14 protein-coding genes and 1 pseudogene are annotated in these 14,479 nt (G+C 63.3%); 6 read left to right on the top strand and 9 right to left on the bottom strand.

All coding sequences use genetic code 11. The annotated features are described in order from the left end of the window. Positions 1-66: 66 nt before the first annotated feature. Positions 67-861: an NYN domain-containing protein gene (locus FFS60_RS23045; protein ID WP_137823261.1), complete on the bottom strand. Its 795-nt coding sequence runs from the start codon at positions 859-861 to the stop codon at positions 67-69. A 121-nt stretch (positions 862-982) separates the two neighbouring features. Between FFS60_RS23045 and FFS60_RS23040 the strand changes: the two are divergent. Continuing rightward, positions 983-1,108 (top strand): annotated as a pseudogene (locus FFS60_RS23040) (type II toxin-antitoxin system HicA family toxin); the annotation flags it as partial. Positions 1,109-1,197: 89 nt separating this feature from the next. Next, positions 1,198-1,605: a type II toxin-antitoxin system HicB family antitoxin gene (locus FFS60_RS23035; RefSeq protein WP_028630821.1), complete on the top strand. Its 408-nt coding sequence runs from the start codon at positions 1,198-1,200 to the stop codon at positions 1,603-1,605. Between the two features lie 61 nt (positions 1,606-1,666). On the opposite strand, the gene FFS60_RS23030 is transcribed toward FFS60_RS23035, so the two are convergent. The 4 genes from FFS60_RS23030 to FFS60_RS23015 all read right to left on the bottom strand — a co-directional run bounded on the left by FFS60_RS23030 (position 1,667) and on the right by FFS60_RS23015 (position 4,843). Further along, positions 1,667-2,008 carry a zinc ribbon domain-containing protein YjdM gene (locus FFS60_RS23030; protein WP_137823260.1) on the bottom strand — a complete coding sequence of 114 codons (342 nt, stop codon included), beginning with the start codon at positions 2,006-2,008 and terminating at the stop codon, positions 1,667-1,669. A 172-nt stretch (positions 2,009-2,180) separates the two neighbouring features. Then, the gene (locus FFS60_RS23025; protein WP_137823259.1) at positions 2,181-2,648 is read right to left on the bottom strand and encodes an LEA type 2 family protein; all 468 of its coding nucleotides are present in this window, start codon (positions 2,646-2,648) and stop codon (positions 2,181-2,183) included. Positions 2,649-3,143: 495 nt separating this feature from the next. Continuing rightward, positions 3,144-3,893, bottom strand: a complete 750-nt coding sequence (locus tag FFS60_RS23020) for a phytanoyl-CoA dioxygenase family protein (RefSeq protein WP_171016562.1) — start codon at positions 3,891-3,893, stop codon at positions 3,144-3,146. A 113-nt stretch (positions 3,894-4,006) separates the two neighbouring features. Beyond that, complete coding sequence (locus FFS60_RS23015; RefSeq protein WP_137823263.1) at positions 4,007-4,843, bottom strand: arylamine N-acetyltransferase; 837 nt, start codon at positions 4,841-4,843, stop codon at positions 4,007-4,009. A gap of 385 nt (positions 4,844-5,228) precedes the next feature. Here FFS60_RS23015 and FFS60_RS23010 point away from each other — a divergent pair, with 385 nt between their 5' ends. After that, positions 5,229-6,668: a sodium:solute symporter family protein gene (locus FFS60_RS23010; RefSeq protein WP_028630826.1), complete on the top strand. Its 1,440-nt coding sequence runs from the start codon at positions 5,229-5,231 to the stop codon at positions 6,666-6,668. 153 nt (positions 6,669-6,821) lie between these two features. On the opposite strand, the gene FFS60_RS23005 is transcribed toward FFS60_RS23010, so the two are convergent. Both FFS60_RS23005 and FFS60_RS23000 read right to left on the bottom strand, forming a co-directional pair. Next, on the bottom strand, positions 6,822-7,136 hold the full coding sequence (locus FFS60_RS23005) for a hypothetical protein (protein ID WP_028630827.1): 315 nt from the start codon (positions 7,134-7,136) through the stop codon (positions 6,822-6,824). Between the two features lie 107 nt (positions 7,137-7,243). Next, complete coding sequence (locus FFS60_RS23000) at positions 7,244-8,062, bottom strand: outer membrane protein OmpK (RefSeq protein ID WP_137823258.1); 819 nt, start codon at positions 8,060-8,062, stop codon at positions 7,244-7,246. Positions 8,063-8,941: 879 nt separating this feature from the next. On the opposite strand from FFS60_RS23000, the gene FFS60_RS22995 reads away from it, so the two are divergent. The 3 genes from FFS60_RS22995 (at position 8,942) to FFS60_RS22985 (ending at position 12,509) form a co-directional block, all read left to right on the top strand. Then, entirely contained in the window at positions 8,942-10,354 is a 1,413-nt protein-coding gene (locus tag FFS60_RS22995; protein ID WP_036997854.1) for an ATP-binding protein, read from the top strand. 5 nt (positions 10,355-10,359) lie between these two features. Then, positions 10,360-11,790 carry a sigma-54 dependent transcriptional regulator gene (locus FFS60_RS22990; RefSeq protein ID WP_137823257.1) on the top strand — a complete coding sequence of 477 codons (1,431 nt, stop codon included), beginning with the start codon at positions 10,360-10,362 and terminating at the stop codon, positions 11,788-11,790. 191 nt (positions 11,791-11,981) lie between these two features. After that, entirely contained in the window at positions 11,982-12,509 is a 528-nt protein-coding gene (locus tag FFS60_RS22985) for a response regulator (RefSeq protein ID WP_137823256.1), read from the top strand. Positions 12,510-12,786: 277 nt separating this feature from the next. Here the strand turns inward: FFS60_RS22985 and FFS60_RS22980 are convergent, their stop codons facing one another. Together FFS60_RS22980 and gspG are read right to left on the bottom strand one after the other, a co-directional pair. Continuing rightward, a complete protein-coding gene (locus FFS60_RS22980; RefSeq protein WP_137823255.1) occupies positions 12,787-13,977 on the bottom strand; it encodes a type II secretion system F family protein in 1,191 nt (396 codons plus the stop codon). A gap of 5 nt (positions 13,978-13,982) precedes the next feature. After that, positions 13,983-14,405: a type II secretion system major pseudopilin GspG gene (gene gspG / locus FFS60_RS22975; RefSeq protein ID WP_137823254.1), complete on the bottom strand. Its 423-nt coding sequence runs from the start codon at positions 14,403-14,405 to the stop codon at positions 13,983-13,985. Positions 14,406-14,479: the final 74 nt, after the last annotated feature.

Raw genomic sequence — 14,479 nt, 5'->3', positions numbered from 1 at the left:
GTTTCGGAAATTTCCGCTGGCTGCCGGGTTGATGGTTTTCGCTTCGCTCTACGCCATCCTACGGGTCTACTTGCCGCCTTTGCGGTTGCGCACGTAGAGCGATTCGCCGCCGCTGGCGCTGCTGCCGCGTACCTGGATTTCGAAACGCTTGTTCTGGCCCTTGATCAGGTCGCTGAGCTTGCGAAAGCCGTAGAGGCGGGCGTCGAACTCGGGGCGCAGTTTGGTGATGTTCTGGCCCAGGGCGCCGAGCTGGATCCAGCCGTCCTCGTCGGAGAGGTCGTCGATGAGCTTGGCGATGAAGTCCACCGGCACCTTCTGTGCCTTGGGCCGGGCGGCTCGGGTGGGTGTATCGGCAGGCTCGGGCTGGGCCTTGTCGCTGCCGCCATTGACGGGTTCGGCGGCGTCTTCCCGAAGGATCTCGGTGTAGATGAACTTGTCGCACGCCGCGACGAAGGGCTTGGGCGTTTTCTCTTCACCGAAGCCGTAGACGCTGAGTCCTTCTTCCCGCAACCGCGCGGCCAGGCGGGTGAAGTCGCTGTCGCTGGAAACCAGGCAGAAGCCGTCGAAGCGCCGGGTGTAGAGCAGGTCCATGGCGTCGATGATCAGCGCGCTGTCGGTGGCGTTCTTGCCCTTGGTGTAGGCGAACTGCTGGATTGGCTGGATGGAATGGTCGAGCAGCACCTTCTTCCAGCTGCCTAATTGCGGGCCTGTCCAGTCGCCGTAGATGCGTTTCACGCTGGCCACGCCGTACTTGGCGATTTCCTCGAACAGCCCGCCGATGATGGCGGCGGGTGCGTTGTCGGCGTCGATCAGGACCGCGAGGTGCTTCTGCTGGCGAGGGGCTTGGGGTTTGATGGCCATGGTTCGTCCCTGGTGCTGTGGATGACTGACCATACTGCGAAGCGGGCGGTCAGTGGCAATCTATCGACCGAAGAATTGCAGTTCTGTGTTTGGACCACCAAATCCGCGCCAAGGACTGGACGTGAATAGCCGACAACTCATGGAGCTGATCGAGGCCGATGGATGGTTTCTGGTCAGGATCAGGGGCAGTCACCACCACTTCAAGCACTTGACTAAGCCGGGGCTGGTGACGATTCCCCACCCGAAGTAGGACCTGCTGCCCCGAACGGCGGCGAGCATTCTCAAGCAGGCGGGCCTCAAGTGAGTCCGTTTCATCTTTTCCTGAGGAGCTACCTCATGCTTTACCCAATCGCGATTCTTCCCGGTGACGATGGGCACGCCTGGGGCGTGGAGGTGCCGGACCTGCCCGGCTGCTTCTCTGCGGGCGACGATCTGGATGACGCGATGGCCATGGCGCGCGAGGCCATCGAGGGGCATCTGGAAATTCTGGCGGAGGAGGGGGCACCGATTCCGGTGGCGCGGAAGGTGACCTTCCATGCAGCCAATCCCGAATACGCCGGCTGCACCTGGGCGTTGGTGGATATCGACGTGACGCGCTACATGGGCAAGGCGGAAAAACTGAACATTACGCTGCCGGGCTATCTGCTCAATCGCATCGATGACTACGTGAGGAATCACCCGGAGCAGAAAAGTCGTTCGGGCTTTCTGGCGGCTGCGGCGCTGCGGGTGTTGCAGGAGGGGTGAGGGGCGGCTGTAGCCCTCTCCCCCGGCCCCTCTCCCTGAAGGGAGAGGGGAGCAAGGCGCATCACACCTTGCGCACGAACTCCGATTTCAGCTTCATCGCGCCGATGCCATCGATCTTGCAGTCGATGTCGTGGTCGCCGTCCACCAGGCGGATGTTCTTCACCTTGGTGCCGACCTTGACCACCAGGGACGAGCCTTTGACCTTGAGGTCCTTGATCACGGTGATGGTGTCACCGTCCTGCAGGACGTTGCCAACGGAGTCCTTGATCACTTTGTCGTCGCTGGCCGTTTCGGTGCCGGCGTCGGCGGACCACTCGTGGGCGCACTCCGGGCAGATCAGCATTGCGCCGTCTTCGTAGGTGTATTCGGAGTTGCATTTGGGGCAGGGCGGCAGGGTGCTCACGGTTTACCTCGACGTCGGTGTCACGAAAAACCATGGATTGTATAAGGTTTTGCCATCGATTTGCCGCTTATGCGTTTGCGTTAGCACGATGCATCGAGCTCTTTACCTGTCTGAATCTTCTGTGGCGAATCGGCTGTTGGTGTTCCTGCAGCGATAGTTCGCCGGCCGCGGCTCATGGCGTATCCATGGGCTCGGGAATCCTCAGCACACCGGCATCGGTGAAGCGCCGGGTGCCCCAGAAGCCGCCGCCCAGTTTGCCGCGCAGGGCATAGGGGACGTTCTGGACCGGGCTGACGCCGGTGAGGCCCCAAGCCTGGCGCAGCACCGAGAAGGCCGAGATGGTTACTGGCACTTCGATGAGCGTTTCACCAAAGCCTGTCACCGTGCCGCCCTGGCTGCTGACGCCGCTGGCCAGGGGCAGGTCGTTCAGGTCCAGTTCCAGGGCCACGCCGCTGTAGTGGATGGCACTTTCATTGGGGTTCTGTACCCGCAGCTTGAGGTTGAAGCGCATTTCCAGGCCTTCGCCGGGGATGGGTTCCATGCCGGCGAGGTCGACCTGCAACGGGTCGCGTGTGCCGAAACCGGCGCAACCTGCCAGCAGCAGCGACAGTAACAAGGCGGCGAGGCGGGTGGGGCGCATGGAAGGCTTCCTGCTCGGGGTCCTGCCTTGAGTAAAGATCAGGCCGGTGCGGGCGTGCCCACATTTTCTGTGGAGCAGGCTGTGGATATCTTCTGGATGGATTGCGCCATGGCCTGCGCCAGAAGGCTTAGGGCGGGTTGTTCGTTTCATGCTCACGAAGGGTGCAACCGAGACTACCGGGCGCTCGTTGCGGATACCCACGGAATCTGTGGGGCAAGCTGTGGATAGCTTTGGGATGGGTGCCTGAAGCGCCCGAAAATAGTGGCATACAAGTGATTGGTCGGTTTTTGTACAGGCGTGTGGGCCGGGTTTTCATGGGGTTGCAACAGGCAGGCCTGTGATCTGTCCAGCAAACGAGTTCGTCGCCCCCCTGCGCGTGGCATGTCGGCACGGGATGCTCACAGAAACTGTGGGCGGTTCTGTGGATATCTTTGGGATAAATGCGTGGATTGCCCATGGGGCAGGGGCTGGAAGCACTTGCTTGGTTTTTCGTCGTCAGTCGTATTCGGCCGCTTCGTGGTCGCCCAGCAGGCGGCGCTGGCGTGGGGTGCAGGCGGCGAGCACGTCGGGGTTGAAGCGAAAGTCCAGGTAGGGCGAAAACTTCTGCGCCACCATGCGCCGTCCGTAGTGCACCTGCAGCAGGTAGCGACTGCGGTCCGTGGTGCGGTTGCGGCTGCCGGCGTGCCAGAGCTCACTGCGGAACACCAGCGCATCGCCTGCCCGGCACAGCACGGCATCAGCCGTTTTGCCGCGCCAGTTGGTTTCACCTGGCTGGGGCTTGCGCCCGGCGCGGTGGCTGCCGGGGATGACCAGGGTGGGGCAGAGGTCGGCGTCGATATCGTCCAGGTACAGGTGAGCGGTGAGCACCTGCATCGGCAACTGGAAAGCCGGGTCGGCCAGGAGGCTTTCCGGCAGCTCCATCACCAGGTGGTCCAGGTGCAGCTCGGCACCGACAAAGCCGGGGTGGCAGCGCCAGGCGGTCTGGCCGATCACGTGGCAATCCTCGCCCAGTGACGCTTCAGCCAGGTCGATCACGCGGGGCAGGTCGAGGTAGGGCAGCCATTCCGGCCCCCGGTTGAACACGCATTTGAAATGGTCGTCCACCAGGCCGATGTAGTCCCAGTGGATGGGCTGAAGCTGGTCCATTAGCTGGCGCAGGGTGGCGACGGCGGGGGCGTCGAGCACGCCTGGAAGCAGGGTGAAACCCTGTTCGTTCAGGTCACGGAGATGGGCGGCGGTGGACATCGGCATGTCCTCGTAACTGGAGCTACCTGTAGGGTGGACCACGCTTCACCGGTCCACCATTGGCGGTCCGCCATGGCTTCGAGGGTGGATGGAAGAGCGCCATCCACCCTACGTCAGGCTTTGAGCAAGCCTTCGAGGCGTTGACGCAGTGGCTCGATCTCGTCTTCTGCAAGGTTCAGCAGGAAGTCATTCCGGAGCACCTCGACCAGTTCGCTGGCGTCCTCGATCGTGCGACTTTCCACGCGCCCATCGCGGTGGCGCTTGTTGAAGGTGCCGTTGGCCAGAGTCAGGCGCCATTCGCCTTGGCTGCGTGCGGTCATCAGCATCTGGCGGAACACGCTGTTGGGGTGGGTGGAGGTGTACCAGTTGCGTGGGATGCAATCGACCCAGGCGTGCACTTCCGGGCCGAAGCGGTAGCAGGCCGCCCAGCCGGTTTCGGCGCGGAAGTTTTCCAGTTGCACCTCGCCGGTACCGTCATTCTGCGGACGCAGGCGATAGGGAAGGTCAGCGGGTATCGGGCCTTCGAGGGGAACGGCGCGCCAAGGGGTGGCGGAGCCGAAGCCGACGTCCGCCAGGTGCGGGCCTTCCGGGAGCTGCACGCGCAGCATCAGGTGGGAAAGCATGGTCTGCGGCGCGTCGAGCGGCAGGCCCCAACGCACCCGGCCACCCAGCATTTCGACGTGATAGCCGAGAGCGAGCAGCAGGCGGGCGAAGAGGTTGTTCAGCTCGTAGCAGTAGCCGCCGCGCTGGCGTTCCACCACTTTGGCGAACACGGCGTCGGCATCGATGTGGATGGGGCGGTCGAGCAGTACGTCGACGTTCTCGAAGGCCACCCGCTGCTGGTGGGCGGCGATCAGTCGGTCGAGGCTGGCGAGATCGGCGTGCTGCGGTGCGGGGGTGTCCAGATGGCGCAGGTAGGCCTCGGTCTGCTGCGGGTTCAGCGCATACATGCGGGTCGGCTCCATGACGATGACGCCTGGATGCTAGCAGATGCCGTTTAACTGGCGACGAACGGTAGCTTGGTGTCTTTCTTAATCAACGGGGCCTGTAAAAAATAAAAGACTGAGGGAATGCAAGGCGTCGTTAAAAAGACCTGAAAATCAGCGTATTGGGTCAGGTGTTGTCGCTATGGTCAGAAGCGCTCTGTCGATTTTTTTGCTCATGCGCGCTGTATTTGTTTGACATATTTTACGTCTTTGGCAGACTTCGCCTCCGTGGTAACCGCTCGGTTCGCTCCGTGCCGGGCCCCGCCGTCAATAACAAAAACTCCGTCAGCCGAGGCGCCTGCCCCTCAGATTCCCGGCCCCGACGGGCGTGCCTCTGGAACAAGAACAAATGCTGATCTGGTTTGTTGCGGTATACCTGCTGATCACAGTTGGTGTCGGTTTCTACGCCTCCACTCGTGTCAAAAACTCCAAGGACTTCGCGGCCGGCGGCCGGAGCATGTCCTTCCCTTTGGTCGCGGCGATGGTGTTCGCCACCTGGTTCGGCTCGGAAGCCGTGCTGGGCATTCCTGCGACCTTCATCGAGGAAGGCTTCGCCGGGATTGTCGAAGACCCCTTTGGTTCGTTTGGATGCCTGATGCTGGTGGGCCTGGTCTTCGCCCGTCCGCTCTACCGAATGAACCTGCTGACCATCGGCGACTTCTTCAGAAAGCGCTTCGGTCCGAACGTCGAGCTGATTACCAGCCTGGTCATCATCGGTTCCTACCTGGGCTGGGTGGCCGCTCAGTTGACCGCGCTCGGCGTGGTGTTCAACGTGCTGTCCGACGGTTCCATCACCACCACCCAGGGCATGCTGATCGGCACCGCCATCGTGTTGCTCTACACCCTGTTCGGCGGCATGTGGTCGGTGGCGCTGACCGACTTCATGCAGATGATCATCATCGTCGTCGGCCTGGTGTACCTGACCTGGCTGATCGGTGACATGGCCGGTGGTGCCGACGTGGTGATCAGCCATGCGGCGTCCGAAGGCAAGTTCACCTTCATGCACAGCTTCGAGCCGCGGGACATCGTCGCGTTCATCGCTGCCGCGGTAACCATGATGTTCGGCTCCATCCCGCAGCAGGACGTGTACGCCCGCGTGATGTCGGCCAAGACCGAGAACATCGCTGCCCGCGCGTCCATGACAGGTGCCGTGTTCTACCTCAGCTTCTGCATGCTGCCGATCTTCCTCACCTACGCCGCTTCGATGATCGACCCGGCCATGGTGCAGAAGTGGCTGGCCGAAGACTCGCAGATGATCCTGCCGCACCTGATCATGGAACGTACCCCGCTGTTCGCCCAGATCATGTTCTTCGGCGCACTGCTGTCGGCGATCATGTCCACCGCCTCGGGCACCCTGCTGGCGCCGTCGGTGACTTTCACCGAGAACGTCCTCAAGCGCTTCATCCCCGACATGACCGACCGCCAGTTCCTGCTGGCCATGCGTATCAGTGTGGTGGTGATGACCGCGGCTACCTCGGTCTTTGCCTTGTATTCCGACGCGAGCATCTACGAGATGGTCGGTAACGCCTACAAGGTGACCCTGGTCGCCGCCGTGGTTCCGCTGTTCACTGGCCTGTTCTGGAAGCGCGCCACCACCCAGGGTGCCCTGCTGGCCATCGCGTTCGGCCTGCTGTCCTGGATGTACCTGGAAGCCACCTATGCGGAGACCGACTTCTGGCCGCCGCAACTGGCCGGCCTGCTGTTCAGTGCCCTGGGCATGCTGCTGGGTTCGCTGCTGCCGCAGTTCGTGCGCAGCCGTCGTGAACCCCTGGAGCCTGTCGCGGCCTGAGGGTCCGAGGTCTGAAAGAGCCCCGCCACGTGCGGGGCTTTTTCATGGGCTCTGTCTGCATTGCCCGTAGGAGTTCTTGGCCCGATGGCAAATCTCTCGCAACAGCTGCGCCGCCCTTGGCGAATGAATTCGCCCCCACAGGATTCCGGAGACTCAGGCCGCCAGCTCGACGAAGCCGCGCAGTACGGTCAGGCCGACGAACAGGCTCATGGCGATCTGGCTGCCGCGGGGCACGCTGTCGCAGAGGGCGCGGAAGTTGAGCATGGGGGCGATGAATAGCTTCGGCCAGCAAGCGAAGGCCGCGCATAGGGCGATCAGGGACAGCGCGGCGAGGCTGGCGGAGAAGTTGAAGGTTGCGTTGGAGAGGATGCAACTGATGGGGATGGCAATGGCGATGGCGATCCAGCCGCCGGTGACCAGTTTTTCGCCCCGGCTGCGTGGCGAAACTGTAGCGCTGTCACTGGCCATAGGCGATTCCTTGTCTGACTGCAGGCTGAGACTGCCGCGCATTCTCCACCCGCCTTCGGGAAGGCGCAAGACAGAGGGGCCCGTCATTGCGACGGGCCCCGCGGTCATCAGAAATGCACCTTGGCCAGCAGGCTGAAGGTGTTCTGGTTGGTGCCGCCGAGGATCTCGTCGCCGAGGAAGCTGCTGTCGTCGATGGCGTACTTGTTCTTCCAGTAGTCGTACTCGATACCGACGTAGAAGTGCTTCACCGCGCTCCAGCCCATGGCCTTGCCCAGGTCGTACTTGATCTGCGGGTTGAAGTGCAGGTTGGCATGCAGGTCGTTCGGGCGGTCGGAGGTGGCGTCCTTGTTGTTCCACACCCAGTCCATGAAGCCGTCGATCACGACGTCCGAATTGCCCACTGGAATGGTGTAGGACCACACCGGGGTGACCTGCCACTGGCCGGACGGGTTGTTGGTGATGCCGTCGGGCTTGCGGTAGTAGAAGTTCAGTTGGAAGTAATCGAAGCCGGGGAGCTTGAGGTCGAAGCCCGGGCCGATCAGGTAGTTCTGGTTGCGGTTCTCGCCACGCTCGTAGGTGGTGGCCAGCAGCACGTCGCTGATGGGGCCGAATTCCAGTTTCTGGTCGAACACCTTGCCGAAGGACAGGCGCGGGGAGAATTCGCCGTAGTAGGTGTTCTTGCCGGCGTTGGCGTCTTCCTCGCCGTTGTAGTTGATCTGGTCGACGAAGACGAACAGGTCGCCCCAGGTCCAGCCGCTGGCGTGCTCGAAGGTGAAGGTCTGCTGGATTTCCGGGTTGATCTCGAAATTCTTGCCGTACAGGTAGGACAGGCTGTTGTCCTGCCACAGCAGGGGGTCGTCGGCCAGGGCGTTGCCGGCCGCCAGCAGGCCGCCGGCGAGCATCAGGGTGGAAAGGGTGCGGTTCATCGGGTGTTGGCTCCAGTGGTCTTAAGCTGTGTCTATCTGCGTAGAACTTGTCTGTTTGGTCAGGCCTGCCGGGGAGAGCAAGAAAGGCGCCAAGATGCCAAGGGCAAGCGGCGGGGCGCGCGATTATCGGGGGAAAGCGCCGTTTTTCAAGCGGTTACGCGAACTTAGCGGGCGTTTCCCGACTGCTGGAAGCTGACCAGATGCACAACTCTGGGGAGGAAAAGCTGACCGCGCGGGCAGTTTTGCCTTGATTTGGGGCGGCGTCGGAGCCAGCCCGTCGATGCCTGGTTGTATGCAGTCCGATGGACAGGGACGCACTGCGCCCCGATGCGGTATCCGTGGGGGCGTCTGGGAAGTTGCGGGGCCGCGGTACGGAAGGGGGGCTTCCAATGCTCGGGGGCGGGCAGCCGGTTGCGTGGGATTGAACCGGGCGTAGCGGTGCTCATCGTCCTGGGCCGGCGGGGGCGGCGGGTGCCAGATCCGCGGGACCTCGTCGAGGTATCACCCTTCCAGTCGATGAACTTCGCCGTCCGTCCGGCGCCTGTGTTCGGTGTTTTCGTGGAGGCTGGAGGGCGCAATTTTCATACCATCCTGCACCGCGCGCTCTGCGTCGCGGGTGCCATGGGAAGTGCCGCTTCAAAGACCGGGGAAGCGTCCGCCCGCGGTTGGGGACTGGGTCCCCAGAACTGGGGGGAAAGTGGGTGGGGAACTGGGGAAATTACCGTTCTACCTGTTGGTGACCGCTGAACGGCAGCGCTGCGGGCGATGGGGCCTGCGCTATAAATACCGGGGTCGGTGCTGGAGTTGCCGACCCGGCCGGAGGCTTTTTTTGACGCTCGCCTTGCGAGCGAACCGACGGTCACACAAGGGGAGGAGTCGATGAAGATGGCGCTGGCGAAAAAGCCCTTCAATCTGTTCCGCTGGTTTTCCCTGGTGAGCCTGGTGATCATCCTGGTGGTCGCCATCCTGCTCGGCCTGGCGGCGACCCGCTTCCTCATGCGCGAAAGCATCGACCGCGATGCCATGCTCAGCGCCCAGTTCATCAAGTCCATCGCCGACGTCGAAGTCATCCATGGCAACTTCTCCCCGGGCCTGACCCTGGGCGAGTTCCTCGACAAGCGTGTCGATGGTGCGCGCCTCGGTGTTTCCCACGAACAGTTGGCGAAGTCTCACGAGGAGTTCTTCGATCACATCGTGCGCCTGCCCGACGTGCTGCTGGCCAATGTCTACGCGCCCGATGGCGTGGTGATCTGGTCGACCAACCCGAAACTGGTGGGTGGGCGGTCGCTGGAGCAGTCCAAGCTGAACGAAGCGGTACGGAGTCGCGATACGGTGACCACCGAGCATCACGGCCCCGACGCCTGCCCGGCGGAAAGCTACTTCATGCGGGTGCCCCACAGCCTTTACCTGGAAAGCTTCATCCCGCTGCAGGACAGCCGCGGCGAAGTGCTCTCGGTCATCGAGATCTACAAGGAGCCGGTGGACTTGATCGCCCGCATGAATCGCGGCTTCGTCCTGCTCTGGATCGCCACGGCGCTGGGCGGTGCGATCATCTACCTGAGCCTGTTCTGGTTCGTGCGCCATGCCTCGCGCCTGGTGGACGACCAGCAGCGGCAACTGGTGGAAAACGAAACCCTGGCGCTGCTCGGCGAGATGTCCACCGCCGTCGCCCACAGTCTGCGCAACCCGTTGGCGTCTATCCGCTCCAGTGCCGAGCTGGCGCTGGAAGTGGACCCGGGGCCGCTGCACAAGAACCTGGGCGACATCATCACCCAGGTGGATCGTATGTCGAAGTGGGTCCGCGAGCTGTTGCTGTCCGCCCGCCCGCTCTCCGGTGACCAGGAGCCGGTGGACCTCACCATTGCCCTGGAAGAGACCCTGGCCGCCTACGAACCGCAGATTCGCCACGCCGGCATTGAGGTCGACTGGCAGACCCGGGAGGCACCCAAGGTGGTCAGTCATCCGGTGCTCCTGCAGCAACTGCTGGGCAGCGTGCTTTCCAATGCCATCGAAGCCATGCCGCGCGGCGGTCGCCTGGTGGTCAGCCTGGAGCCGGATGCGCGTCGCCATCTGCTTAACTTGACCATCAGCGACACCGGTGGCGGCATGTCGCCGGCCATGCTGGACATGGCCTTCAAACCCTTTCACACCACCAAGCGCGGTGGCCTGGGCGTCGGCCTGGTGCTGGTGCGCAAGATAGTCGAGCGCTTTGGTGGAGCAGTCAGCATCGAAAGCCGGGAGAACGCCGGTACCAATGTGCACCTGACCTTCAGGGCCACGGCAGGGGGATAAGAAAAATGGGCAACAGCATTCTGATTGTCGAAGACGACGAGATTCTGGCTGATAACTTCTGCACCTACCTGCAGCGTCGCCAGTTCGACGTCATCGTCTGCAGTTCGGCCGAGGAAGCCCTGGCGATCATCGAGGCGCAGCATCCTGACCTGGTGCTGACCGACTACTGCCTGCCGGGCATGAGCGGGTGCGACCTCATCAGCCGCGCCCGCGCACTGGACGAGCAACTGAAGGTCATCATGATCACCGGCCACGGCAATGTGCAGGGCGCGGTGGAAGCCATGAAGGCCGGCGCCAGCGACTACCTGACCAAACCGGTGGCCCTCGCCGAGCTCAAGCTGGTGGTGGACAAGGTGCTGGAAGCGAGGCGCCAGGAGCAGCGATTGTCCTTTTACCAGCAACGTGAAGCCCAGGACTCCGGGCTCACCGGCCTGATCGGCGACTCCGAACCCATGCGCGCCATGAAGGACATGGTCCGCCAGGTGCTGGGTGCCGAAGAGCGCATGGCCGGTGAAGACCTGCCGGTGGTGCTGATCGAGGGCGAGACCGGGACGGGCAAGGAACTGGTGGCCCGCGCCCTGCACTTCGACGGCGCGCGCAGCAAGGGGCCCTTTGTCGAATTCAACTGCGCGTCGATACCCTCGCACTTGCTGGAGGCCGAGCTGTTCGGCCACGAGAAGGGCGCCTTCACCGACGCCAAGGATCGCCGCGTGGGCCTGGTGGAGGCGGCCGATGGCGGCACCCTGTTCCTTGACGAGGTGGGCGAGATCGACCTGCTGCTCCAGGCCAAGCTGCTCAAACTACTGGAAGACCGCACCATCCGTCGCCTGGGCTCGGTGCGCGAACGCAAGGTCAACCTGCGCATCATCAGCGCCACCAACTGCAACCTCGAACAGATGGTCCAGGAGGGCAAGTTCCGCCGCGACCTGTTCTTCCGCCTGCGCATCATCACCATCAAGGTGCCGCCGCTGCGTGCCCGTGGCGACGATATCCTCACCCTGGCGGAACACTTCGTCGCCCAGCACGGCAAGCGCTACGGCAAGCCGGGGCTGCGCTTCAGCCCGGAAGCCAAGTCAGTGCTCAAGGGCTATAGCTGGCCCGGTAACGTGCGTGAGCTGCGCAACATGCTGGAACAGACCGTGCTGCTGGCGCCAAGCAATGTCATCAGCCCCGAGCAACTGACCATCTGCCGCGGCCTGCTGGCCGGTGCCGGTGTCACCGAGGCGGCCCTGCCGTCGATGATGGGAGATCCGCTGGGGCTGGAAGACGAAAACCTGAGCCTGTCCGACGCCGAGCGCGACCTTGTGGTCAAGGTGCTCGGCAAGACCGACTGGAACATTTCCAAATCCGCCCGGATGCTCGGCCTGACCCGCGACATGCTGCGCTACCGCATCGACAAGTTGGGCCTGGAGCGACCCGACCGCCAGCATCATTGAGCAGGCCCCGATTCCGGGGCATCCGCCGACCAAGGTCGGGGGAATGAGTTCTGGTGAAACTTCCTGGCCAATCTAGACTCTACGAATCATCGACCCGGTCGGGTCGATGCAGCCTTGGCTCGGAACGTGCAGGGATGCAATCAGCGGTCAGCCTGGCCGCCGTCCGATCTCCTGACAGGGGAGCAGCCGCAGTGTCGAAGAAAGTACTGATAGTCGACGACGAAGAAATCCTCGCCGGGAACTTCCAGACCTACCTGGAAATGCTTGGTTGTGAAGTGCGAACCGCCGCCAGTGGTGCCATCGCTCTGGAGGTCGTGGAGAACTTCAAGCCTGACCTGCTGGTGCTCGACTATCGTTTGCCGGACATGACCGGCTTCGACGTGTTCGATGCCATGCGCACGCTGCACAGCTGCGAAGCGGTGTTGATGACCGCGCACCCCAGCATCGAAGTGTGCAACCGCGCCATCGAGCGCAACATCGACATCATCCTCCTCAAACCCTTCCCCCTGCATGAGCTGGGCAACGTCGTGCTCCACGGCCTGCCTGGCGGCGCCCTGCGCGAGTCGTCGGCCGAGCAGCCAGCCCAGATGGATCGTCGCCGTGGCGGCGAGGTGAATTTCCCGCTGAAACTCTACGACGGCGCCTGGGTGCTCTCCGACCGCCGCCGTCCCGCGGCAAGCTCCGACGAACCACTGAAGCAGGTCAAGAAAGGCGCGTGACGTCGCCGGATCGAAACAAGCGCAGGCATCGACCTGCGCTTTTTCTTTACAGGGCGAAAAGTTGACAGATCGACCGACGAGGTCGGGCGGGATTAGTGTCCGGGCTGTGGATCACCAACCGGACACGAGGACTGCCCCATGCTCTCGCTCGAACTCTTGCTGGAACACCAGACCCTCAGCTTCGCCGTGGCCATGGCCATGAGTGGCCTTGCCTGGCTTGCCTATGGTCATGCCTGAACTGCGTCGCATAGCCGCGACGGGGGAGAGGGGATGCCCCTCACTGAATGCTCGACGCCAGCTCGAAGATCGGGATGTACATCAGGATCACGATCACCCCGATGATCAGGCCGATGAAGGTCATCAGCAGCGGCTCGAACAGGCGCACGAACCATTCGATCCAGCGGCTGGTTTCCTCGTCATGGAAGTCGGCCGTGCGCTCCATCATTTCGCCAAGGTTGCCGGACTGTTCACCGGCCCTGAGCATGCGCAGCGACACCGGCGTCGCCAGCCCATGTTCCTCCAGCGCGCGAGAGAGCGCCTGGCCTTCGCGGATTCGCGTGGCGGCCTGGTCCAGTCTCGGGCGTGAGGCGGCACCGAGCAGCCCACGGACCATGGCGATGGCGGTGAGGATGGGAATCCCGCCCTGCAGCAGGATGCCCAGGGACCGGTAGAAGCGCGCCAGCTCATAGATCCGGATGCGCTCGCGAATCGTCGGCAAGCGTTCGACCTGGCGTCCCAGCGCACGCCGCACGCTCTCCTGGCGTAGCAGCAGGACCAGCGCTACCAGCGTCAGCGCGGCACAGCCGAAGACTTCCGTCTGGTGCGAATGCAGGAACAGCCCGCTGTGCAGCAGCACCCGGGACAACCAGGGCAGGTTCGAACCCAACCCCTCGAACACCAGGCTGAAACGCGGCACCACGTAGCCCACCAGGAACAGCAACACCCCGCAGCCGACCATGAACAGCAGCACCGGGTAGACCGACGCGCTGATGATCTTCTGCCGCACCTCGTCCATCCGCGTGCGGTAGGCCACGTAGCGGCCCAGGGCATCGCCCACCGCGCCGGTCTTCTCGCTGGACTGCACCAGCGCCACGTAGAGCGCGGGGAATATCGCGGGGAATTGCGCCAGCGCCTGGGACAGCGACTTGCCCTCGTAGAGCAGGCGCACCAGGCCACCCAGCACCTTGCGCGCCTGCGGGTCGGCCTCTTTCTCGGCCAGGCTTTCCAGGGCATCGATCAGTGCCAGCCCGGCATTCAGCAGCGTGGTCAGCTCCTGACTGAACAGCAGCAGCGGGAAGCCTTCGCGCCGACGCCAGCCACGCAACGACCAGCCACGCTCGGGCTGCAGGGCGAGCACCCGCAGCCCTTGGGCTTCGGCCTGGCGGCGGGCGTCATCCTGGCTCGCCGCCTCCACCACCAGCGCAACCACCCCGGCCTGGGCGCGGACCGCCTTGATCTGAAAGCGCATGACGGTCACTGCCAACTGGTGACTTCGGCGTTCTCGCCGTCGCCGCCGGGTTGGCCATCCTTGCCCAGGGTGAGCAGCTCGAAATCGCCGTTCTCGCCGGGGGAGCGGTAGACATAGGCACGACCCCAGGGGTCCTCGGGGACTTCCTTCTGCAAATAGGGGCCGGCCCAGCGCGGTTCATCCGAGGGCGCGCTGACCAGCGCCGTCAGGCCCTGCTCGGTGCTGGGATAGCGCCCCACCTCAAGACGGTAGATATCCAGGGCCTTCACCAGCCCCTCGATCTGTGCACGGGCCACCTTGGTTTCGGAGCGGCCCAGCTGATTGAAATACTTGGGCGCCACAATGCCGGCCAACAAGCCGAGCACCACCAGCACCACCAGGAGTTCAAGGAGGGTGAAACCCTGTTCGGGTCGACGATGCATCTTCATGGGAGCCTCCGCTGCAGGTCACTGCAGACGGCTATGCAAGAGCTGTGCACGACGAGCGGGCGAGGGGGGCGACA

The sequence above is a fragment of the Pseudomonas sp. D(2018) genome (assembly GCF_005502555.1).
GTDB lineage: Bacteria > Pseudomonadota > Gammaproteobacteria > Pseudomonadales > Pseudomonadaceae > Metapseudomonas > Metapseudomonas resinovorans.
This window is presented reverse-complemented; position numbering and strand designations above follow the sequence as displayed.